The organism is Campylobacter concisus (genome assembly GCF_002913715.1).
Taxonomy (GTDB): domain Bacteria; phylum Campylobacterota; class Campylobacteria; order Campylobacterales; family Campylobacteraceae; genus Campylobacter_A; species Campylobacter_A concisus_AG.
Map to the genome: position 1 here is coordinate 646,905 of NZ_PPCE01000009.1, position 19,631 is coordinate 666,535.

Genomic DNA, 19,631 nt, shown 5'->3' on the forward strand with positions numbered 1-19,631 from the left:
AATTCGTAATAAATCAACAAAGGCTCTTCTTGAGTCTTTTAAAATTTGATGTTTTATTCGAGAAATTCTAAAAATGCCTTCAAATGTATGCAAATCCGGACAACATCTTGTTTTTTTTGGGGGGGGTAGTCAGTCCTCAATGCTCATATAGCTTGCACCAGCTTCTTTGCTAGCTTCTTTTATCTTGTTTGTTTCTATTGTATAAGTGTGACAGCCACTTAAAACGATATCTGTTGCACCATCTGCTTTATATTCATCTACAAATTTTTAATAGCATCAGATATTGCGTCGTTTTTGTACATTACTGAAGAGAGGCGTCTTTATGTAACGTTTGGCGATATTTTCTACAAGGTCGCCTTGTGTACTCATATTATTTTTAAATTTTTAGTTCCTGTACGGTTTTCAAAAACTACTACATCCGCTTCTACACTTGCTCTTCTATATCCAGTAGCTACGATTGAAGCATATTGATAGCCTTTTTTGTTCTAAAATTTCTTTTATATCGTGTACTATTTTTATGGCACTAAAACTACTTGATAACAAAAAAATAGATCACAAAAATTATCTTGATTATCTAGTATTGCTACTTTTGTAGATGTTGAGCTTATATCAATACCGATGAAATACATAAATTTATGTCTATAAAAATATGATTTCTGTAACTAAGGACTTGAGAGAAATATTATATATCTGTAGCTTTTTTAAATAAAATCTAAAAATTCACTTCAACCCAAAAACTTTTATATTAAAAGTAGTATGGATTTTATCCTTTTCGCCTTTCATGACGATAGGAAATTCGGTCTTTATGATACTGTCATAGCTGCTAAGCGCATCTAAAAAGTCATAAAATTTTTGTGGTGTCCTTAGGGAGCTAGTTACATTTAGGCGAAATCTAAAAAATTTCTCACTAGCGTTATTATCACTTTCTTCTATTTTACTAAGGCTTACTTCACTGAAAAATTTAGAGGCAAATTCTATAAATTTATCTTTATCAAATTTAGCCTCAAAAGCTGAAATGATAGCTCCATCTTTTTGTTTAGTTGCTTCAAGGTTTTTAAATTTGGCTTCAAATTCATTTTTTACTTTTGTATAAGATGAGGTCTGTGAATAATTTTGTCTAGTTAGGCTTTTAAATTCTTTTATATTTGGTACGATAAAGCCAAATATCATAATGAAACAAACTACGATAAAAGTAAATATAAAAAGTAAAAGCTTGACGGGATCTATTTTTTCTAAGCTCGTATCTTTTTTACTCATTATATCCCTCAGAATTATCAATTTTATTTGTGCTTATAAAGCCGTACCAGCCGTTTTTACTTTGATAAAAGCTAGTATTTGAAGTCGTAAAAATAGATCTTAAAGGTGAAGCTAGAAGCTGATTAAATACATCTTTTGTCGGCGTTATACCGCGAATGATGAGCGAGTTTTTATCCATAAAAACCTCTTCAAGCGTTATACTATCAGGCACTAGATCAAAAAGATTGTGCAAGCTTTGCTTGAGAATAGAATTTGAAGTGAAAATATCATTTGCAGATTCTATTTGTACAGCTAGTTTAGATGAAATTTCATCTGTTGTGACTATTTTTTGACTAAGTTCTTTTTGCTCATTTGATAAAAAATTTATATTTTTTTCGATTGAATAATTTTTATAGAGTATAAAAAAATTTGTTGCCAAAAGAGCTACAAAAACAAAGCTTATAAGGCTTAGCCAAATTTTGCTAAAGATAGATATAAGTGGTCTTGGTTCCGGAGCAATAAAGCTAAATCTCATAATATTATCTCTTCTTGCATGATTTCATTCATAATATGATTTGTATTCACTGGATACACTGAAGTCTCCACTAAAAGCTCGGATTGCAGATATTGTAAAAAGGTTGCACTTGTTTTTGTGTTTTCAAAAACAATTATTTGTTCAATAAAATCGCCGCCGTAGAGAGGATTTTCGTAAAATTCTTTTACAGCCTTTACGATGTAATCAAACATCTTCATGTCATACCCAAAAATAGCAACCGATTTTTCTACATTTGTAGAAACTGGCATATTTAGTTCATAGTTTAGATCTTCAAATTCTTTTGGCTTATCATCACTTAAAAAATCATCTAAACTTTTAAAATCATCAAGAGATGTTGCGTCATTTTCTTCTTTAATGATTAAGTTGTCAATATCTGTTATATCTTCTTCTTTTAGGCTTTCAGCTTCCTGATTAGTTTCCTCAATACCAGCCATATTTAAAAAAGTGGATAATTTCATTTGTTTATCTTTAAAAATTGCAAGTGTAAACGAGTGTGCATGGATATAAAGATAAAGTGTAGTTTTTGGAGAAATTCCGCGTTTTAAAAGCTCGTGAAAGAGTAGGGCGATAGGTGAGTAGATGAGATCTACACTATCTTGCCCAAATAAATTTTTATATTTTTTTATAGCATTTAAATTTGCATAAATACTCCAGCTATCCTGAATGATAAGGCTTGTAAGATTTTTAGTATTTATATTAAATTTTTTGTATTCATCGAAGCTAACACTAGGAAGCGCGCCTTGCGAGTCATCATTAAAAAAAACTGAAACATATACACCAAAATATGCTTTTTCTTGTTCTTCTATGTATTTTATGATTTTTTCATCGATACTATCGATATTTATATCTGTAAATTTAGCGTTTATGGTTTTTAAAAGTTTGCCATTTCTAAAGACCTGACCGAAGAATATGCACTCATTGCCCTCCAACACGACGCTTAAAAAAAGGTTAGAAAAAAGCTTTTTAACGCTAAAAGACATAAATCTCCTAAATTTAGTGCATAATTTTCGTTATGGTAGCTAAAAAGGGATTAAATAAGTTTAAAACAGCTCGTTTTTAAGTTTAACGAAAATCTCTTTTGTATTTAAAGCTTCATTTTTTAGTTCACTATCAAGTAAGGCCAAGTTTTTAAGGTCGTCAAAACCATCTATCATCACATCACACATCATCTTAATGCGTTCACTATCAGCCTTGCTGACGCTACTTTGGCTCATTTTTTTGATACGCTCAAGATACTCTTTGCCATTTTTTATGTATGAGCTAAATTTGATAGCAGCCTTGCTTTGATTTAGCACAGTATTTGCCATTTTGTTATAAATATCTATATCAAGGGCTTTTTGGCTTAAATTCAAGGCCTTTTCGTATTCTTTGTTTTCGTATAAAAATTTTGCTTCAAGGGCGAGCTTGTAGGAGTTGTCGCTATAAAAAAATAGTCCAAATAAAACAATTAGAAAGATGGCTATAAAAATAGATAGTTTATTTTTCATAAATTTCATCCAAAATTTCTTTTATCTCGTCTCTTATTTGCGGATTTTTATGCGCATATTTTTTCCACCAAATTTTTAAATTTGACCTAAAGTCCTCTTTGTTTTGCTTTGCGCTCTTGCCTCCATCATTTTGTGAGGCTTGCCAAAGCTCATTTTGTATCTTTTCTTTTGCCTCTTTTTGCTCTAAATTTGCCACGCTAAATGGGGCTGAGAGGCTAAAATTTATAGTTGAAAATGGCTTTGGAAGTATCATCTTATCCCAGCTTTTAAACTCCCAAAACGAGCTTGCTTCAAAATTTAGAGCATAAATTTCACAAGATGACTTTTGCGCGATCACTACTGCTCCGTCTGCTACGCTATGTCTTGGCCCTCTTGGACCATCTGGCGTGATGATGACGTCGTGACCTTGCTTTATCTCTCTTAGAGCTTCTATAAGCGCCCTTGCACCGCCTTTTGAGCTACTGCCTCTAATGGTACCGATGCCAAAAAATTTGATTATTCTGGTGATGAGCTCGCCATCTTTGTGGTCGCTTATTATCACCTTGCCTTGTTTTCTGTTTTGACTGCTCCACCAGCGTCTGTAAGCAAAGCTCATAAAGCTAAGTCTGCCATGCCAAAAGACGACGACGCAGCCATTTTGCGGTAAGAAATTTGGAGTGTAGCTCTTTTTGCAGGTTAGAAAAATGAGCCACATTAAAATATAGATGAAAAAGACGCCAATGCTTAGGGCAACCTTTTCAAAGACGTTTTTAAATTTGCAGCTCGCCATACAAAACCATTCGTTTTGGGTTTGTGATCTTGATTTTTTGTGTAGTGCCAAGAAGCTCTTCGCTTCCATCAACTTGAACTAAAAAGTTATTAAAGCTTCGCCCAGCAACGCCGCCGTTTGCCCTTAGCTCTTCAAAATATACATCAAAAATTTTATCTTTTTGTGCCGCCACGATCTCGTCTAAAATTTCATTGTGGCGATTTTGTAGGCGAGTAAGCCTTGCTGAAGCGGTTTTATCATCTATTTGATTTGTGAAAGTAGCTGCCTTTGTAAGCGGACGAGGCGAATACTTAAAGCTAAAAATTTGCTCAAATCTAACTTGCTCAAGCACGTCCATCGTGTCTTCAAACTCGCTATCACTTTCGCCAGGAAATGCGACGATGATATCAGTTGAGATGCTAACATCTGGGCACATCTTTCTAAGTCTTAGGGCGCGGTCTAAAAACCACTCTTTTGTGTATCCGCGCTTCATCTCGCGCAAAACTTTGGTGTTTCCGCTTTGAAGTGGCATGTGCATAGACTTGCAAATTTTTGGGTTATTTGTGAAAATTTCAAGAAATTTATCATCCATGTGAAGTGGGTGCGGGCTTGTAAATCTTATCCTCTCAACGCCCTCTATCTCGCTTATCTTTACTAATAGGTCGCTAAAATCGATATTTTCTTGCGCGCCTGAAAATCTTTTTCCGTAGTTATTGACATTTTGCCCTAGTAAAAATATCTCTTTTGCGCCGCTTTTTGCGGCCTTTTCTACCTCTTTTAGGATGAGGCTTGAAGGGATGGAAATTTCATCGCCTCTAGTATGTGGGACGATGCAGTAGGTGCATTTTTTATCGCAGCCGATCGAGATATTGATGTGGCTTTTGTATGGCGAGCCTCTAAATTCGCCAAATGCGTATTCGCTCTCGTCGTGGTTGATGTCGGTTGAGATAAATTTAGGCGTATTTACAGCTTTTGTGATCTTGCTGACATTTCTTGCACCAAGGACAAAATCAACATAAGGTGCGCGCTTGAAAATTTCACTACCCAAATGGCTTGCAGTGCAGCCACAAACGCCTATCTTTGCGCCTCTTTTTTTGGCTTTTTCAAAGGCTCCAACCTCGCTAAAGAGCTTATGGACTGGCTTTTCACGAACTGAGCAGGTATTTATAAGGATTAAATCAGCTTCTTCGATGTTTTGTGTTAAGGAGTAGTCTTCTTTTTGTGAGAGCTCAGCTATGATATGCTCGCTGTCACGAACATTCATAGCACAGCCTAGAGTTTGGATAAAGAGTTTTTTACTCATTAAAGTATATGCACTTCATACATGTAGTCGCTATCATCAAGTCCGTATTTTACGGTTCTGTGATAGACGCTTAGCCCTTTTTCTTCAAAATGCTCGACTAAGGCGATTAGTTGTTTGTGTGTATTTTCTTTATCAAAATAGAAAATTTTCTGACCCTCTTTTTCGACAGCTGCCTCTATTTTTTCTAGTGAAATCGTTTTTGGTTTTGCGTCTAATTCAGCTCTTGCAAGTTTTAGCTCCATTTTTAATCCTTTCAAAATCTTAAATTTTAATCGGTCAATATATCCAAAACATCATAAAAAAAGGATTAAATAAAAGTTAATAATAAGCTTAAAGTTATTAAAAGTATGGCTTATGTATAATTTCAAAACTTCACGAAAAATCCCCGAAATTTATCGTTACAATGGAGAAAAAATGGAAAGAATTTCAGATATCATCGAGTCAATTGCAAATGAGAAAAATTTAGAGATAGAAGATGTAAAAGAGCGCGTTATAAGAGCTTTGATAAACACTGCAAAAAGAGTTTATGGCGAAAATTATGAGTATGACGTGAGTATTGATGCAAATAAAAATTTAAAGCTTTATCAAAAAATTTCAATCGTAGCAAACGACGATGAGAGGCTTGAAGAGGATAATGAGCACTTTTTAAGTTTAAAAGAGGCTAAAAAGATAGATAGTGGCGTAGAGATCGGAGATGAGCTCACATATGAGCTAAGCCTTGATAACCTTGGCAGAACCGCGGCTCAAACGCTTCACAAAGAGCTTGAGTATCACATTCAGCGCCTAGTAGAAGAGAAAATTTTACAAAAATATAATGAGATGAGCGGCCACATGGTCTTTGGACCAGTTGTTAGAGTCGATAATGACGAAAACACATTTATCGAGATAGACGAGCTTCGTGCCATCTTGCCACGCAAAAACCGCATAAAAGGCGAGAAATTTAAAGTAGGCGACGTGGTAAAAGCAGTCATTAGAAAAGTTTTTACAGATAAAAATTTAGGCATAAAGGTCGAACTTTCAAGGACTTCGCCAAAATTTCTTGAAGCACTGCTAACTTCAGAGGTGCCTGAGATAAAAGATGGTGGCATCATCATCCAAGGAAGTGCGAGAATTCCTGGTGAAAGAGCTAAAGTAGCGCTCATCTCAACCACTCCAAACATCGATCCAGTCGGCGCAACGGTCGGCACAAAGGGGGTTAGGATAAATGCAGTAAGTAAAGAGCTTCACGGTGAGAGCATCGATGCGATCGAATACACTACCGAGCCAGCGATCTTGGTAGCTCGCGCTATGGCACCTGCGATCATCACATCTGTAAAGATCGAAGAAAATAAGGCAATCGTAACGCTTGCAAGCGAACAAAAGAGTAAGGCGATCGGTAAAAATGGCATAAATATCCGCCTGGCAAGCATGCTAACTGGCTATGAGATCGAGCTAAATGAACTTGGCTCAAAAACTAGTAGTAATGCAGAAAACAATGAGCCAATCAAAGACTTAAAAGCACTTTTTGGTGATAACTAATGAAATTTCAAATAAGAAAAGCGACTATTGACGATATAGATGTGATCTGCGAGCTTGTAAGAGAGCTTGCTAGCTATGAGAATTTGAGCGATCAAGTCGCCTTTACAAATGAAATTTTTGCAGACTCTATCTTTAATAAAAATCACGCAAAGGCCCTTATCTGCGAGAGTGAGGGCAGGGCTATTGGCTATGCTATCTATTTTTACACATTTTCTACATTTTTGGGGCTTGGTGGGATCTATCTTGAGGACATTTACGTCAAAAAAGAGTTTAGAAATCAAGGTATCGGCAAGGCATTTTTTAAATTTTTAGCTCAAATTTGCAAGGATGAAAATTTAAAAAGGCTTGAGTGGTGCTGCCTAAACTGGAATGAGCCAAGTATTAAATTTTATGAAAGTATGGGTGCTACAAATCAATCTCTTGAATGGAGAAACTACCGCTTGGACGGTGAAAATTTAGAAAAACTTTTAAATTTATAGTTCGTTTTTAAATAAAAAGCTCAAATTTGCTTTGAAATTTGAGCTTGCTGGTGATTAAAATTTATATGTATATCCCAAATAAAGACCTACATTTGTCTCTTTTATTTTTGCATTATCATATTTTGCTATAGAGCTATATTTTGTTCTATCAGCTTTTACGCCAAACTCAACTGCATTATTTTCGTTGATAGAGTATTCTGTACCAATTCTTGCACCTAGTATCCAGCCATTTTTATTAGCTTTTTCCGAGCCATCATGAGTGTCAAATACATCCATTTTAAGCTTTGAGTAGCCAGTGTATCCACCAAAAACTAGCTTTATGTCTTTTGTCAATTCTGGTGTATAGTCTGCGCCTACTAGAAATTTGTGTGTACTCCATTTTATTACTGTACCACCTTCATCGCCAAGTGATTTCTTTGCTTGAAAGTCGTAAATGTAAGCTCCATATACTTTAAAACTATCAAAATCATAGCCAGCTTTTAGTCCGATACCTGGTCGAGCCTTTTTGACTTTTGATTTACCATTGTCGCTTTTTGCTGTTAATTTTGAATTAAAAGAGCAATCTCCTTCGATTCCAATAAACGCTCCTTGTGCTAAAGCAGCGGCATTAGCTAGGCTTAAGTCTAAAGCAACTTTTAAGACTACATTTTTCATTTTTACTTCTTATTTAAAAAATGTTTGACTGGTATTCTAAATTTTATTGGATTAAATAAAGTTTAAATATTCAATTAAATATATAAAAAACATAAAATAATTCAATTGTTTTCTTATCAGAATAAAATTTATAAAATCACTCAAAAAAAGGAGTGTAAAGTGGCTAAGATGACAAAACGTGATATGGCTTATCATTTAGACGTTGATGTCGCGACGCTTTACAACTGGCGAAAACACAAGCCCAACCTTTATCGTATTGTGATGCTTGGATTTAAATTTGATGAGCTTATAGAGCAGAGCAAAAAGACTTGTAATGAGCTTTGCGAATATGAAAATTTGATCAATCAAGACATAGAAAAATTTAGTAAATAATCGTTTAAAAATCGTAAATTCTTTTATAATTGCAAGAGCTAGAAAATTTAAAATTTCTAAGATATTTTTAGCTGGATATTTTAAGTGAAGAAATTTGAGCTCAAAGCAAGTGCTTCAAGCTCATTTAAATTTACTCGTTTAGGATAGAGAGAAGCTCTTTATTATCTTTTGTTTTTAGCATTTTTGCGTATAAGAATTTAAGCGCTTCGACATCGTCCATTGTAGCGATCGCAGATCGGATAGCCCAAATTTTTTGAAGCTCATCAGGTTTTTGAAGTAGCTCTTCTTTTCTGGTACCTGATTTTAGAACGTTGATAGCTGGGTAAATTCTGCGGTCAGAGATATTGCGGTCAAGCACGATCTCGCTGTTTCCAGTGCCTTTAAACTCTTCAAATATAACTTCGTCCATACGTGAGCCAGTGTCTATTAATGCGGTTGCGATGATGGTTAGTGAGCCGCCATGTTCGATGTTTCTAGCAGCGCCAAAGAAACGTTTTGGCTTGTGAAGTGCGTTTGCATCCACGCCACCAGTTAGTACCTTGCCACTTGGTGGGGTTACTGTGTTGTAGGCGCGTGCTAGACGGGTTATGCTATCAAGCAATATAATGACGTCTTTGCCCATCTCAACTAGACGTTTTGCCTTTTCGATGACAAGCTCTGCTACGCGGACATGGTTAAGCGCTGGAAGGTCAAATGTCGAGCTAAAAACTTCACCTTTTACGCAGCGCTGCATATCGGTAACTTCTTCTGGTCTCTCATCGACCAAAAGCACCATGAGCTGGGCTTCTGGATGATTTTTAGCGATGCCATGAGCTAACTCTTTCATAAGCTCGGTTTTACCACTTCTTGGAGGTGCGACGATTAGACCACGCTGACCTTTACCAATAGGCGTGAAAAGGTCAAGTACACGGCCCGTTAGCTTCATCGGATCATATTCTAAATTTAGCTTTTCAGTTGGAAAAAGCGGGGTTAGGTTGTCAAAGAGTGGCCTCTCTTTTGCGTCTGCTAGAGGCATGTAGTTTACCGCTTCGATCTTTAAAAGAGCGTAGTATTTTTCTTGATCTTTTGGCTCTCTTACTTGGCCGGTGATGATGTCGCCCACGCGAAGTGCAAATTTGCGGATCTGTGAGTTTGAGACGTATGCATCGTTTGAACTGTCGCTTAAATTCGCATCAACAGCCCTTAAAAAGCCATAACCTTCGTTTGTGATCTCTAAAATTCCAGTAAATAGTATAAAGCCGCCTTGTTTTGTCTGGGTTTTTAGTATCTCAAATATCAAATCCTGCCTACGAAATTCTCGTGGATTTTCGACACCAACGCTATTTGCGATCTGCACTAGCTCATCTAAACTAAGCGTTCTTAGCTCTTCGATCTTGTGTCCGTCTACTGGTATGTGTGTTCTTGATGCTTGATGTTTTTTTGTAGTTTTTGTGTTTTGAGCAGCACTTTGCTCGGTTTGGTTATTTTCCATATTTCCTCTTTAAATGTGGGGATAATTTTGCAGAATTTCTAGGTTTCAAAAAGAAGTTTTTGAAAGTTTTGGCATTTTATAAAAATAAAACTTTGTTGTCAAGAAATGGCATAAAATAAAATTTTTGCTCAAAAATGGTTGATTTGCTATAATCTCGCCATTTTATAACGATAACAAAAGAAGAAATTTGTGCCTATTTTTGTAGTTTGCCTACCATAAATTTATATGGTGCGTAATAGGCATGCGATGCAACAATATTGGTAAAAATTTTAGATAAAAGAAAGTAAAAATGCCACAAAGTAGATGTGCTCATTGTAGATTAAAATTTGATGAAAACGTGATGATCTCAAATGAAAGTGGACTTAAATTTTGCTGTGTTGGTTGCAAAGGTGTTTATGAAATTTTAGATGAAAATGGGCTTAGCGAGTTTTATGAGCGTCTTGGCAAAAATACACTCACACCAGCAAGCAACGGTGCAAATATCAAAAATTTAGCGGCAAATTTTAGTGAGCTTGTGACAAAAGAGGGCGACTTTAGTCAAATTTCATTTTTAATCGATGGCATCACTTGCTCAGCTTGCATCTGGCTACTTGAAAAGGCACTTTTTAGCTTGCCGGGCGTCTTGGAGGTAAATATCAACTCGCTTAATCAAAAAGCGGTCATTATTTTTGATGAGCAGGAGCTTTTAGTAGAGCAGATAATTGAAAAAATTTATGCCGTTGGTTATGTCCCAAAGCCCTATGCTACGAGTCAAAAAGAGGACGAACTAGCCAAGAAAAGAAGAAATTTTTACACAAAAGCGCTAGTTGGTATCTTTGCTACGATGAACATTATGTGGCTGGCTATTGCTCAGTATAGTGGGTATTTTAGTGGCATAAGAGGCGACATAAAAGATATATTAAGCTTTGCACAGTTTGTATTAGCGACGCCTGTACTTTTTTATACTGGTAGCGAGTTTTTCAAAGGAGCAAAGATAGCCATAAAAAACGCTTCGCCAAATATGGATCTGCTTGTTATCACGGGAGCTAGCATTACCTATATTTATTCGATTTATGCGATGTTTACGAGGAGTGGCGAGAGCTATTTTGACTCGGTTGCTATGATCATCACCTTTGTTTTTATCGGTAAATTTTTAGAAATTTTGGGTAAGAAAAAGGCGCTTGAGACTTCAAATTTCTTAAATGATATGCTGCTTACAAAGGTATGTATTTTGGAGGATGGCAAAGATGTTTTAAAAGAGCCAAGAGATGTAAATTTGGGCGAAAAGATCGTGCTTAGATCAGGCGAGAGGGCGCTACTTGATGGAGTAGTGCTTAGCGGTGAGGCAAGCATGGATAGCTCAAGTCTAACGGGAGAGAGCCTGCCTGTGACCTTGGGAGTGGGGCAAGAGGTAAAAAGTGGCGTCATTTGTCAAAATGGACAAATCATCTACGAAGCAAAGAAAATTTTTAAAAATTCTTATCTAAATCAGCTCATAAATTTGCTCCAAAATGCAGAGCTAAAAAAGCCAAATATCGAGCTAGTGGTCAATAAAATCGCTTCTAAATTTTCTCTTAGCGTGCTAACTTTGGCATTTTTTACATTTTGGTTTTGGTACTTTAAATTTGGCTTTTCAGAAGCTATCGTCACGGCTGTTAGCGTCATCGTGATCGCTTGCCCTTGTGCGCTTGCCCTTGCCACGCCAGTTAGTAGTGTTTGTGCTCTTGGTGTGGCTTTTAAAAATAGAGTGCTTTTTAAAGAGGCTAAATTTTTTGAAAGCCTTGCAAAGTGCGATGTAGCGGTCTTTGATAAGACTGGCACGCTCACAAAGGCGGAATTTGAAGTTAGTGATTTTTTCATAAAAGAGAGCATAAGTTTAGATGAAATTTATTCGCTAGCTCTTATATCAAATCATCAAATAAGCGTGGCAGTGGCTAATTTTCTAAAGCAAAAAGGCGCAAGGAAAATAGAGCTTAAAAATACAAATTTAAGTGTGGCAAAGGGTGTTGAGGCTGAAATTTCAGGTAAAAAATTTTATGCAGGAAGCAAGCGATTTTTAGTTGAAAATGGTATTAGCTTTGATGAAGCTGAAGAAAATGTGAGCTTTTTTGTGGGGCTTAATGGTGAGTTAGTGGCGAAATTTTACCTAAAAGATAGCATAAAACCTGAAGCAAAGGCCTTGATAGACGAGCTAAAGAGCGCTGGCATGAAAGTGTGTATCTTAAGTGGCGATGTACAAAAAGTGGTAAAAAACGTGGCAGATGAGCTTGGCGTGAGTGAGTTTAGAGCAGAGATGTTACCTGAAACGAAAGCTAAATTTATAAGCGAACTAAAAGAGCAGGGCAAAAAGGTGCTAATGGTAGGGGACGGCATAAACGACGCAGCAGCACTTAGCCTTGCTCATGTTGCCATTTGCATGGGAAGTGGGGCGGCAATAAGCTTAGAAAGAAGCGATGTAGTGCTACTTGATGATAGTTTAAAAAGTCTAGCAAAGGCCATAAAAATCTCAAAATTTACTTACAAAACGATAAAGAAAAATTTGCTCTTTTGTCTTCTTTATAATGTTCTTGCTGTGCCATTTGCTGTGTGTGGCTATGTCATTCCGCTATTTGCTGCACTTTTTATGTCGCTTAGCTCGCTAAGTGTTATCTTAAACTCGCTTTATATTGTTAGAAAATTTAAGGAAAAATAATGGATAGCGCGACACTTGCGATGCTAGTTTTTATCTCAGTTTTGATGGGAGCATTTTTACTTTTTGGCGTGCTTTGGGGGATAAAAAATAAGCAATTTGAGGACTACCGAAAATTTTTAGACGGAGCAAATTTGGACGATGAAGATGCGCTAAATGAAGCTTATGAGCTAGAGCTTCGCAAAAAAGAAGCTCTAAAAAAGAGGCTATAGGCTAGCAGTAAAGATAAGGCTAGCTCTCGATAGTTGGCTCGCCAAAAAGTCTATTGGCCTCTTTTAGCACACCTTGTTCTCTTTGCCTTTGAAGCTCTTCTGGTGTTTTTGGCTCTTTATTTAGCATCAAAGTAAAGTTATTTTTCTCGTTTTGTAGCTCGCTTTTTATCTCAGTTTTTGGCTCATTTTTAGTTTCAATGTTATTTGCATTTAGTCTTGAAATTTCCTCATCAAGCTCGTCTAATTCGCTTTTTTCATTATTTTCTAAAGAGGCTTTAGGCATCTTAGTTTGTGCTTTTTGCTCATCGCTCTTTGCATTTACTATCTTCGCATTTTGTCCAAAAAGCGTACGCAATATCTCATTTAAAATTTTCCAATTTTTCTTAAAATATTCAAGATTTTCATCTTTTGCATTTACTATCAGTCCAAGCTCATTGTTATTAAAGAAGCTAAATTCTACAAATTCTTTAAAAAACTCGCCAAGATCGTAATTTCTATCATAAATTTTTGTTAAGAAGAGTTCGTATGGACCTTGCATTTTAGCAGGAGCTGCTTGACTTTTTTGAGTAATGACTTCTGTGATTTGAGTGGAATTTTCGTTATTTTTTGAGATCACTTCATTTATAGCGTCATCGATATCTTGTAAATTTAGTGCTTCTATCATCATAAAAAGCATTAGCATTAGCACAAAGCTATTATCGCTACTTACATTTAGCATACCTTTAGCTTGTGCCAAAATCCTAAAAAATCTCTCATAAACAAGTAGAGAAATTTTTGAGTCGTTTTCTATAAATTTTTGCTTTAAATTTGCCAAAATTTCATCTATTATCATCTCTGGATCGTAGCTTTCAAGTTCGCTTACAAGCACTCTGATAGCATTTTTATCATGATTTAAAACATGAGTTATTATATCTTCGATCTTTTCTGGATCAAGAAGTCCTAACATCGATGCTACGCCATTTGCCGTGACATTATTTGCGCCGTAAATGATAGCTTGATCAAGAAGTGTCAAAGTATCTCTTAACGATCCTCCGCCACTTCTTGCTAAAATTTCAAGTGCCTCTTTTTCATAGCTAATGCCTTCTTTACTTAAAATAAACTCGAGATGTTTAATGATGCTGTATCTGCTTATTTGCTTAAACCTAAAATGCTGCGTTCTTGAAAGTACCGTTGTTGGGAGTTTTAATGGATCGGTCGTCGCTAGGATAAATTTTACATAGCTTGGTGGCTCTTCAAGCGTTTTTAAAAGAGCGTTAAATGCCTCTTTGGTTAGCATATGCACTTCGTCAATTATAAAAATTTTATATCTTGCCATTGCTGGAGCATATTTTGTTTGCTCTATTAGCTCTCTTATATCATCTATCTTTCTGTGGCTAGCAGCGTCCATTTCGATGATGTCCATATGCCTTGACTCATTTGCCATGATGCATTGTGGGCATACTTCACATGGTTTTGAGGTAGGTCCTTTTTCGCACACTAAAGCTTTTGAAAATATCCTAGCACTTGAAGTTTTACCACTTCCTCTAAGCCCAGAAAATAGATATGCGTGGCTTATGCGACCCTCGTCAAGTGCGTGTATTAGGCTTTTGCTAACTGCTTCTTGACCTATGAGCTCGTCAAAATTTTTAGGGCGATATTTTAAAGCTAGTGCTTGCAATGCGGTATCCTTTTTATAAAGTTCAAGGATTTTATAAAAAAAGGCATAAATTTATGATTATTTATATATTTAATTGGCTTTAAAATTTTTATTTTAGTTTAATGAGGGCGGATAAATTTTTTATAGATTTGCATAAAATTTCTAGTACATTTGCAAAAAATATAAAAAATTATCCCTTTTTATAATGATCCATAGCTGATTAGATTTAAAATTTATAATAAAAATACATAAAATTTTATGTTAAATATTTTGTATTTTTGTATGAATTGTGTTTGGTATAAAAAGCCTTGGCATGTGTGCCAAGGCAAAATTTTAGATTAGCAAGAGAAACAAGTTTTAAACTCATAAGCGGTTGGACGTGCTTCGTAAGGCCAAACTTGAGTTTCAAATTTAAAGTGTTGATAGGTATCTATGAAAAGATCGGTCATTATTGGTTTTAAGTATTCATTATCGCGAATTAGCGCTTCAAGGCTACCACGAAGTGTGTGTGGAAGCTGCTCTATGCCACGCTCTCTGATCTCATCTAGGTGAAGTTTAAATAAATTTTCATCCATAGGACCAATTGGCTCATATTTGTGCTTAACGCCGTCAAGTCCTGCCATTAGCATCGCTGAAAAGGCTAGATAAGGGTTTGCTGTGCTATCTGGAAATCTCATCTCAGCCCTAACTGACTTTTCACCTGAGCCATAAGGTATGCGGATACTTGCTGAGCGGTTTTGGCTAGAGTATGTTAGGATAGATGGTGCTTCAAAGCCAGGGATTAGGCGTTTGTAGCTATTTGTACTTGGGTTAGTAAAGGCTGCAACGCTTCTTGCGTGTTTTAAAACGCCACCGATGTAGTATCTTGCGAAATCACTTAAATTTGCGTAGTTGCCCTCTTTATAGAATAAATTTTTACCATCTTTCCAGACTGATTGATGCACGTGCATGCCGCTTCCGTTGTCGCCGTAGAGTGGTTTTGGCATGAATGTAACTGTCTTGCCATTTAGGTGAGCGACCATGCGAACGACATATTTATAAATTTGAACATTATCGGCAGCTTCGACTAGATTGCCAAATTTCACTCCGATCTCACCTTGTCCTTGAGCGACTTCGTGATGACCCAAAAAGACTTCAAGGCCAACTTGCTCTAAAACTTGCATCATCTCGGCTCTTAGATCTACCATGCTGTCGATTGGCTGAGTCATTAAGTAGCCGCCTTTTCTGCGTGGGCGATGACCTGTGTTGTAGCTATCTTTAAAGTCAGTAGCATCGTTCCACTCGCCTTCTTCGCTATCTACTTGATACATCGCGCAGTTTGGGCTATCAATGATTTTGACGTTATCAAAGACAAAAAATTCATTCTCAGGGCCAAAGTATGCCTCATCGCCAAGACCACTATCTTTTACGTACTGCATTGCTCTTTTAGCAATTGAGCGAGGGCATTTTTCATAAATTTGACCCTTGTAAATGTCGTAAATATCGCAAAAAACAACGACTGTAATATCAGAAGTAAATGGGTCTAAAAATGCAGTTGTAGCTTCTGGCTTCATTATCATATCGCTCTTATCAATTGGTTGCCAGCCATGCATAGAGCTAGCGTCCATTGGGATGCCATTTGTGAAATTTTCTTTCGTAACAGCTTTTATGTTGTAGCTAATGCTATGCCAAGCACCACCTAAATCAGTAAATCTAAAATCTACAAATTTGACTTCATTTTCTTTACAAAAATCAAAAAAATGATCTATATTTTGGACGAATTTTCCCACTTTTTTCTCCTTTTAATTTTTAAATTTTTCGTATTCTATCATAAAACCTAATATTTAAGATTAAATTTATATTTTATTTGAACCCAATCTAAAATTTTACTAATTCTCTATCTCTATTTTTAAAAATAGCACATTTTGAATAACCTAAATCTCTAGCTATTTGCTCGCAAATTTCACCATTTTTACCGATATCCTCTTTTGTGTGAGCATCTGAGCCAAAGGTGATGATTATATCTTTTTCGGCTATAAGCTCTAGTAAATTTACGCTTGGATATTGCTCGCCGATAGGTTTTCTAAAGCCAGCGGCATTTATCTCAACAACTAAATCTGCTTCTTTTATCGCATTTACTGCATTTTTAGCTAAAATCCTAACATCCTTTTTTGGCAAAAATTTAAAAAGTTTTAAAAGATCAATATGCCCCATAATGTCAAATTTGCCAAGCTTGGCCGATCTTTCTACGTGATCAAAATACTCTTGCCAAATCTGATCCAAGTCTTTGCCCTCGTAGCCACCGATAAATTCTGGATTGTCAAATGCCCAGCCATTAAAAAAATGCACAGAGCCTATTAGATAATCAACCTTTCTAGCAAAGACTCGCTCATCCATAAAGCCATCTAAAAAATCCATCTCATAGCCAAGTAAAATTTCTATCTCACTGCTAAATTCATCTCTTAAGCGTAAAATTTCATCTTCATATCCTTGCATTTCATCAAATCTCATTCTGTAAGCTTCATCGTAGTTCATCGGTGCGTGATCGCTAAAACCAAAGTATTTTGTGCCAGCTTTTATTGCGTTTTGTACATACTCTCTTGGCTCGCCGACTGCATGTTTGCAAAGTGGCGTGTGGTTGTGAAGATCGACAGTCATTTTATGCCTTTTAAGGTCGTTTATTTTTAAAAATGCTATCTAAAAATTTATAAATTTAAAGATAAAAGCATTGCCTTTAAACTTACTTTTTATTTAAATCCTATATAATCAAGCCAAATTTTATTAGGAGCTTTTATGACCCAAGAGGAACTTGACGCACTTATGGCAGGTGGGCTAGATGATGAGTTGGATAATGCTAAAGAAGATGCTGGCCAAGAGGTTGCGGACGTCAAAGAGGATACGGACGAGGTAACAGAAGTTGCAAAAGCAATTGATACTAAAGATGAGCCACAGTCAAAATCAGAAAGTAATTCAAAGAATGCAGAAAACTACAGAGTGAGCGCAGATGGCGTTTGGCCACCGCCACCTCCAACGGAAGACCACAAAATGGTTCATCAGCTTGATGACGTAACAAGAGATAGCGAAGAAAAAGCTACTCAGATGTTTGACAAGCTCGAGACGATAAATAACTTTTTCATGGATGCTGAGAGTGACTCAAGTAGCCTAAAAGATGCGATAAACTCAAATATCGAGCTATTTACGACGCTAAGTGAGAAATTTCCAAATATCGCTGCATTTAGCGAAGCTTTGGAGAAAAATAACTCACTTCTTGGCACGATCGATAATATCATCGGAAATTTACAAATGGGACAAGATGAGATCATGATGGCTATGGATATGATGCAGTATCAAGACATTCATAGACAAAAGATAGAGCGTGTTATCAACGTTATGAGAGCACTTAGCAAATATATGAATACATTGTTTGAAGGTAAAATCGACGATGATAAGCGTGTTGGCTCTGCTGTTCACATCGCTGGTGATACAACGACTGAAAATCTTGTGAGCAACGACGATATCGAAGCTTTGATAGAAAGTTTAGGTAAAAAATAGTGCTAAAAAGGCCTGAGCTTTTATCTCCAGCTGGAAATTTAACAAAACTTAAAATAGCCCTTGAGTATGGAGCTGATGCCGTTTATGGCTCAGTGGCTAGTTTTTCACTAAGGACTAGATCAGCAAGGGAATTTAACCTTGAAACATTCAAAGAGGCGATAGACTACACACATGCAAAGGGAAAGAAATTTTATGCGACCATCAATGCTTTTCCTTTTAACTCTCAGATTGAGCCACTAAAAAGGCACTTGCAGACTATCTCGGCAATGAAGCCAGATGCCTTTATCATCGCAACTCCAGGCGTTATGAGTTTAGCAAAAGCCATTGCTCCTGATATCGAGATACATCTCTCAACTCAGGCAAACGTTATGAACGTGCTTGATGCAAAAATTTATCACGATATGGGCGCAAAACGTATCGTCGTGGCACGCGAGATGAATTTAAAAGATGTCATAAAGATAAAAGAAGAAATTCCAACTCTTGATATTGAAATCTTTGTACATGGCTCGATGTGCTTTGCTTATTCTGGTAGGTGCTTAGTAAGCTCAGTGCAAAGCGGGCGTATGTCAAATCGCGGCAGCTGCGCAAATGATTGTAGATTTAAATACGAACTCTATGCCAAAAACGAAGAGAGTGGTGTGCTTTTCCGCTTAGAAGAGGACGAAAACGGTACTCATATTATGAACTCAAAGGATCTTTGCCTCATCTCTCACATCAAAGAGATCGTTGATAGTGGCGTAATAGATAGCCTAAAAATAGAAGGTCGCACAAAGAGCGAATACTACGCAGCTTGCACAGCAAGAGCTTATAAAATGGCGATAGATGATGCCATGGATGATAAATTTGACGCACAAATTTATGAGAATGAGATAAATACGTTGAAAAACCGCGGCTTTACGGATGGCTACTTGGTGCATAGACCTTATGAACGAACCGATACACAAAATCACGTTAGCAGCCTAGAAGAGGGCACACATCAGGTAAATGCAATAAGCGAAGATGGCGAATTTTTTAAGTGTAAATATAAAATTTTTCCAGGCAATAGCTACGAGATCGTGGCTCCTACTGGATCTGTTATAGAAGATAGTGAAAATGAAATCTCAAAGGTTTATTCACAAGATGGCAAGAAATTTATCAAATTTAAGCAGCTCATTACCAAAAAAGGCAAGGTTATGAGTGAAATTCATAGCGGCAATGAAAACGAGATAAGTCTTGGTATCAAGCTGCCAAAATTTAGTTTTTTAAGGGAGAAAATATGAAATTTGTTTCTATTATAATGGGAAGTAAAAGCGACTATGAGATCGTTAGCGAGGCGGCAAAGACTCTAGAGAAATTTGGCGTAAAATATGAACTGATAATCAGCTCAGCTCACAGAAGTCCAAAAAGAACAAGCGAGTATGTCGCAAATGCAGAAAAAAAAGGTGCAAAAGTCTTCATCGCAGCTGCTGGTATGGCGGCTCACCTAGCTGGTGCGATTGCTGCAAATACAACAAAACCAGTGATCGGCATACCAATGGCAGGTTCGGCTCTAAGTGGTGTTGATGCACTTTACTCAACTGTGCAAATGCCAAGTGGTATGCCAGTGGCAACTCTAGCTATCGGAAAAGCTGGAGCGATAAATGCAGCCTATTTGGCAGTGCAAATTTTAGCCCTTGAAGATGATAGTCTAGCAAGTGCTCTAAAAGCTGACAGAGAGGCAAAGATAAAGGCTTTAGAGGAAGATTCTTCAAAGGTTGAAGTGATACTGTAAAAAGGAGAAG

Annotated in this window: 21 protein-coding genes; 8 read left to right on the plus strand and 13 right to left on the minus strand. The window is 36.6% G+C overall.

The window, feature by feature from the left end; all coding sequences use genetic code 11:
* Positions 1-129: 129 nt before the first annotated feature.
* From CYO92_RS09690 to CYO92_RS07295, 8 genes are all read right to left on the minus strand, one after another.
* Complete coding sequence (locus CYO92_RS09690) at positions 130-228, minus strand: hypothetical protein (protein WP_369406595.1); 99 nt, start codon at positions 226-228, stop codon at positions 130-132.
* A 492-nt stretch (positions 229-720) separates the two neighbouring features.
* The gene (locus CYO92_RS07265) at positions 721-1,257 is read right to left on the minus strand and encodes a hypothetical protein (RefSeq protein ID WP_103589381.1); all 537 of its coding nucleotides are present in this window, start codon (positions 1,255-1,257) and stop codon (positions 721-723) included.
* Complete coding sequence (locus CYO92_RS07270; RefSeq protein WP_087578750.1) at positions 1,250-1,771, minus strand: hypothetical protein; 522 nt, start codon at positions 1,769-1,771, stop codon at positions 1,250-1,252. The genes CYO92_RS07265 and CYO92_RS07270 overlap by 8 nt, the downstream gene beginning before the upstream one ends.
* Positions 1,768-2,772 carry a hypothetical protein gene (locus tag CYO92_RS07275; protein ID WP_103589380.1) on the minus strand — a complete coding sequence of 335 codons (1,005 nt, stop codon included), beginning with the start codon at positions 2,770-2,772 and terminating at the stop codon, positions 1,768-1,770. The genes CYO92_RS07270 and CYO92_RS07275 overlap by 4 nt, the downstream gene beginning before the upstream one ends.
* Positions 2,773-2,832: 60 nt before the next feature.
* Entirely contained in the window at positions 2,833-3,279 is a 447-nt protein-coding gene (locus CYO92_RS07280; RefSeq protein WP_103589492.1) for a hypothetical protein, read from the minus strand.
* On the minus strand, positions 3,269-4,048 hold the full coding sequence (locus CYO92_RS07285) for a lysophospholipid acyltransferase family protein (RefSeq protein ID WP_103589379.1): 780 nt from the start codon (positions 4,046-4,048) through the stop codon (positions 3,269-3,271). Before CYO92_RS07285 ends, CYO92_RS07280 begins: the two co-directional genes overlap by 11 nt.
* Positions 4,029-5,330, minus strand: a complete 1,302-nt coding sequence (gene miaB / locus CYO92_RS07290; RefSeq protein WP_103589378.1) for a tRNA (N6-isopentenyl adenosine(37)-C2)-methylthiotransferase MiaB — start codon at positions 5,328-5,330, stop codon at positions 4,029-4,031. Before miaB ends, CYO92_RS07285 begins: the two co-directional genes overlap by 20 nt.
* Entirely contained in the window at positions 5,330-5,572 is a 243-nt protein-coding gene (locus CYO92_RS07295) for an HP0268 family nuclease (protein ID WP_002941786.1), read from the minus strand. The genes miaB and CYO92_RS07295 overlap by 1 nt, the downstream gene beginning before the upstream one ends.
* Positions 5,573-5,744: 172 nt before the next feature.
* On the opposite strand from CYO92_RS07295, the gene nusA reads away from it, so the two are divergent.
* Both nusA and CYO92_RS07305 read left to right on the plus strand, forming a co-directional pair.
* Entirely contained in the window at positions 5,745-6,848 is a 1,104-nt protein-coding gene (nusA, locus tag CYO92_RS07300) for a transcription termination factor NusA (protein ID WP_021090810.1), read from the plus strand.
* Positions 6,848-7,327 carry a GNAT family N-acetyltransferase gene (locus CYO92_RS07305; protein ID WP_103589377.1) on the plus strand — a complete coding sequence of 160 codons (480 nt, stop codon included), beginning with the start codon at positions 6,848-6,850 and terminating at the stop codon, positions 7,325-7,327. The genes nusA and CYO92_RS07305 overlap by 1 nt, the downstream gene beginning before the upstream one ends.
* A 54-nt stretch (positions 7,328-7,381) precedes the next feature.
* Here CYO92_RS07305 and CYO92_RS07310 read toward each other — a convergent pair whose 3' ends face one another.
* Positions 7,382-7,981: an outer membrane beta-barrel protein gene (locus CYO92_RS07310; RefSeq protein WP_103589376.1), complete on the minus strand. Its 600-nt coding sequence runs from the start codon at positions 7,979-7,981 to the stop codon at positions 7,382-7,384.
* A 159-nt stretch (positions 7,982-8,140) separates the two neighbouring features.
* Between CYO92_RS07310 and CYO92_RS07315 the strand changes: the two genes are divergently transcribed.
* Positions 8,141-8,353: a transcriptional regulator gene (locus tag CYO92_RS07315; protein ID WP_002941953.1), complete on the plus strand. Its 213-nt coding sequence runs from the start codon at positions 8,141-8,143 to the stop codon at positions 8,351-8,353.
* A 130-nt stretch (positions 8,354-8,483) separates the two neighbouring features.
* Here CYO92_RS07315 and rho read toward each other — a convergent pair whose 3' ends face one another.
* Positions 8,484-9,824 (minus strand): transcription termination factor Rho, encoded by a 1,341-nt coding sequence (gene rho, locus CYO92_RS07320; protein WP_021090510.1) that lies wholly within the window; start codon positions 9,822-9,824, stop codon positions 8,484-8,486.
* Positions 9,825-10,113: 289 nt separating this feature from the next.
* Here rho and CYO92_RS07325 point away from each other — a divergent pair, with 289 nt between their 5' ends.
* Together CYO92_RS07325 and ccoS are read left to right on the plus strand one after the other, a co-directional pair.
* A complete protein-coding gene (locus CYO92_RS07325; RefSeq protein ID WP_103589375.1) occupies positions 10,114-12,495 on the plus strand; it encodes a heavy metal translocating P-type ATPase in 2,382 nt (793 codons plus the stop codon).
* Positions 12,495-12,704 (plus strand): cbb3-type cytochrome oxidase assembly protein CcoS, encoded by a 210-nt coding sequence (gene ccoS / locus CYO92_RS07330; protein WP_103589374.1) that lies wholly within the window; start codon positions 12,495-12,497, stop codon positions 12,702-12,704. The genes CYO92_RS07325 and ccoS overlap by 1 nt, the downstream gene beginning before the upstream one ends.
* 19 nt (positions 12,705-12,723) lie before the next feature.
* Here the strand turns inward: ccoS and CYO92_RS07335 are convergent, their stop codons facing one another.
* From CYO92_RS07335 to CYO92_RS07345, 3 genes are all read right to left on the minus strand, one after another.
* Entirely contained in the window at positions 12,724-14,361 is a 1,638-nt protein-coding gene (locus CYO92_RS07335) for a DNA polymerase III subunit gamma/tau (protein WP_103589373.1), read from the minus strand.
* Positions 14,362-14,678: 317 nt separating this feature from the next.
* Positions 14,679-16,109: a type I glutamate--ammonia ligase gene (glnA, locus tag CYO92_RS07340; RefSeq protein WP_103589372.1), complete on the minus strand. Its 1,431-nt coding sequence runs from the start codon at positions 16,107-16,109 to the stop codon at positions 14,679-14,681.
* Between the two features lie 88 nt (positions 16,110-16,197).
* Complete coding sequence (locus tag CYO92_RS07345) at positions 16,198-16,977, minus strand: histidinol-phosphatase (protein ID WP_103589371.1); 780 nt, start codon at positions 16,975-16,977, stop codon at positions 16,198-16,200.
* 135 nt (positions 16,978-17,112) lie between these two features.
* Here CYO92_RS07345 and CYO92_RS07350 point away from each other — a divergent pair, with 135 nt between their 5' ends.
* From CYO92_RS07350 to purE, 3 genes are read left to right on the plus strand one after another with little or no spacing between them, the layout of a single operon-like run.
* Positions 17,113-17,871 carry a chemotaxis protein gene (locus CYO92_RS07350; protein ID WP_103589370.1) on the plus strand — a complete coding sequence of 253 codons (759 nt, stop codon included), beginning with the start codon at positions 17,113-17,115 and terminating at the stop codon, positions 17,869-17,871.
* Entirely contained in the window at positions 17,871-19,130 is a 1,260-nt protein-coding gene (locus CYO92_RS07355; protein ID WP_103589369.1) for a peptidase U32 family protein, read from the plus strand. Before CYO92_RS07350 ends, CYO92_RS07355 begins: the two co-directional genes overlap by 1 nt.
* Positions 19,127-19,621 (plus strand): 5-(carboxyamino)imidazole ribonucleotide mutase, encoded by a 495-nt coding sequence (gene purE / locus CYO92_RS07360; RefSeq protein ID WP_103560332.1) that lies wholly within the window; start codon positions 19,127-19,129, stop codon positions 19,619-19,621. The genes CYO92_RS07355 and purE overlap by 4 nt, the downstream gene beginning before the upstream one ends.
* Positions 19,622-19,631 lie beyond the last annotated feature (10 nt).

Bases quoted from the DNA above. Each gene is read 5' to 3' on its own strand.
- CYO92_RS07280 (WP_103589492.1), bottom strand. From the start codon at position 3,279: ATGAAAAATAAACTATCTATTTTTATAGCCATCTTTCTAATTGTTTTA.
- CYO92_RS07305 (WP_103589377.1), top strand. From the start codon at position 6,848: ATGAAATTTCAAATAAGAAAAGCGACTATTGACGATATAGATGTGATC.
- CYO92_RS07310 (WP_103589376.1), bottom strand. From the start codon at position 7,981: ATGAAAAATGTAGTCTTAAAAGTTGCTTTAGACTTAAGCCTAGCTAAT.
- CYO92_RS07270 (WP_087578750.1), bottom strand. From the start codon at position 1,771: ATGAGATTTAGCTTTATTGCTCCGGAACCAAGACCACTTATATCTATC.
- rho (WP_021090510.1), bottom strand. From the start codon at position 9,824: ATGGAAAATAACCAAACCGAGCAAAGTGCTGCTCAAAACACAAAAACT.
- CYO92_RS07325 (WP_103589375.1), top strand. From the start codon at position 10,114: ATGCCACAAAGTAGATGTGCTCATTGTAGATTAAAATTTGATGAAAAC.
- CYO92_RS07275 (WP_103589380.1), bottom strand. From the start codon at position 2,772: ATGTCTTTTAGCGTTAAAAAGCTTTTTTCTAACCTTTTTTTAAGCGTC.
- nusA (WP_021090810.1), top strand. From the start codon at position 5,745: ATGGAAAGAATTTCAGATATCATCGAGTCAATTGCAAATGAGAAAAAT.
- CYO92_RS07285 (WP_103589379.1), bottom strand. From the start codon at position 4,048: ATGGCGAGCTGCAAATTTAAAAACGTCTTTGAAAAGGTTGCCCTAAGC.
- CYO92_RS07350 (WP_103589370.1), top strand. From the start codon at position 17,113: ATGACCCAAGAGGAACTTGACGCACTTATGGCAGGTGGGCTAGATGAT.
- purE (WP_103560332.1), top strand. From the start codon at position 19,127: ATGAAATTTGTTTCTATTATAATGGGAAGTAAAAGCGACTATGAGATC.
- CYO92_RS07295 (WP_002941786.1), bottom strand. From the start codon at position 5,572: ATGGAGCTAAAACTTGCAAGAGCTGAATTAGACGCAAAACCAAAAACG.
- CYO92_RS07265 (WP_103589381.1), bottom strand. From the start codon at position 1,257: ATGAGTAAAAAAGATACGAGCTTAGAAAAAATAGATCCCGTCAAGCTT.
- CYO92_RS07345 (WP_103589371.1), bottom strand. From the start codon at position 16,977: ATGACTGTCGATCTTCACAACCACACGCCACTTTGCAAACATGCAGTC.
- ccoS (WP_103589374.1), top strand. From the start codon at position 12,495: ATGGATAGCGCGACACTTGCGATGCTAGTTTTTATCTCAGTTTTGATG.
- miaB (WP_103589378.1), bottom strand. From the start codon at position 5,330: ATGAGTAAAAAACTCTTTATCCAAACTCTAGGCTGTGCTATGAATGTT.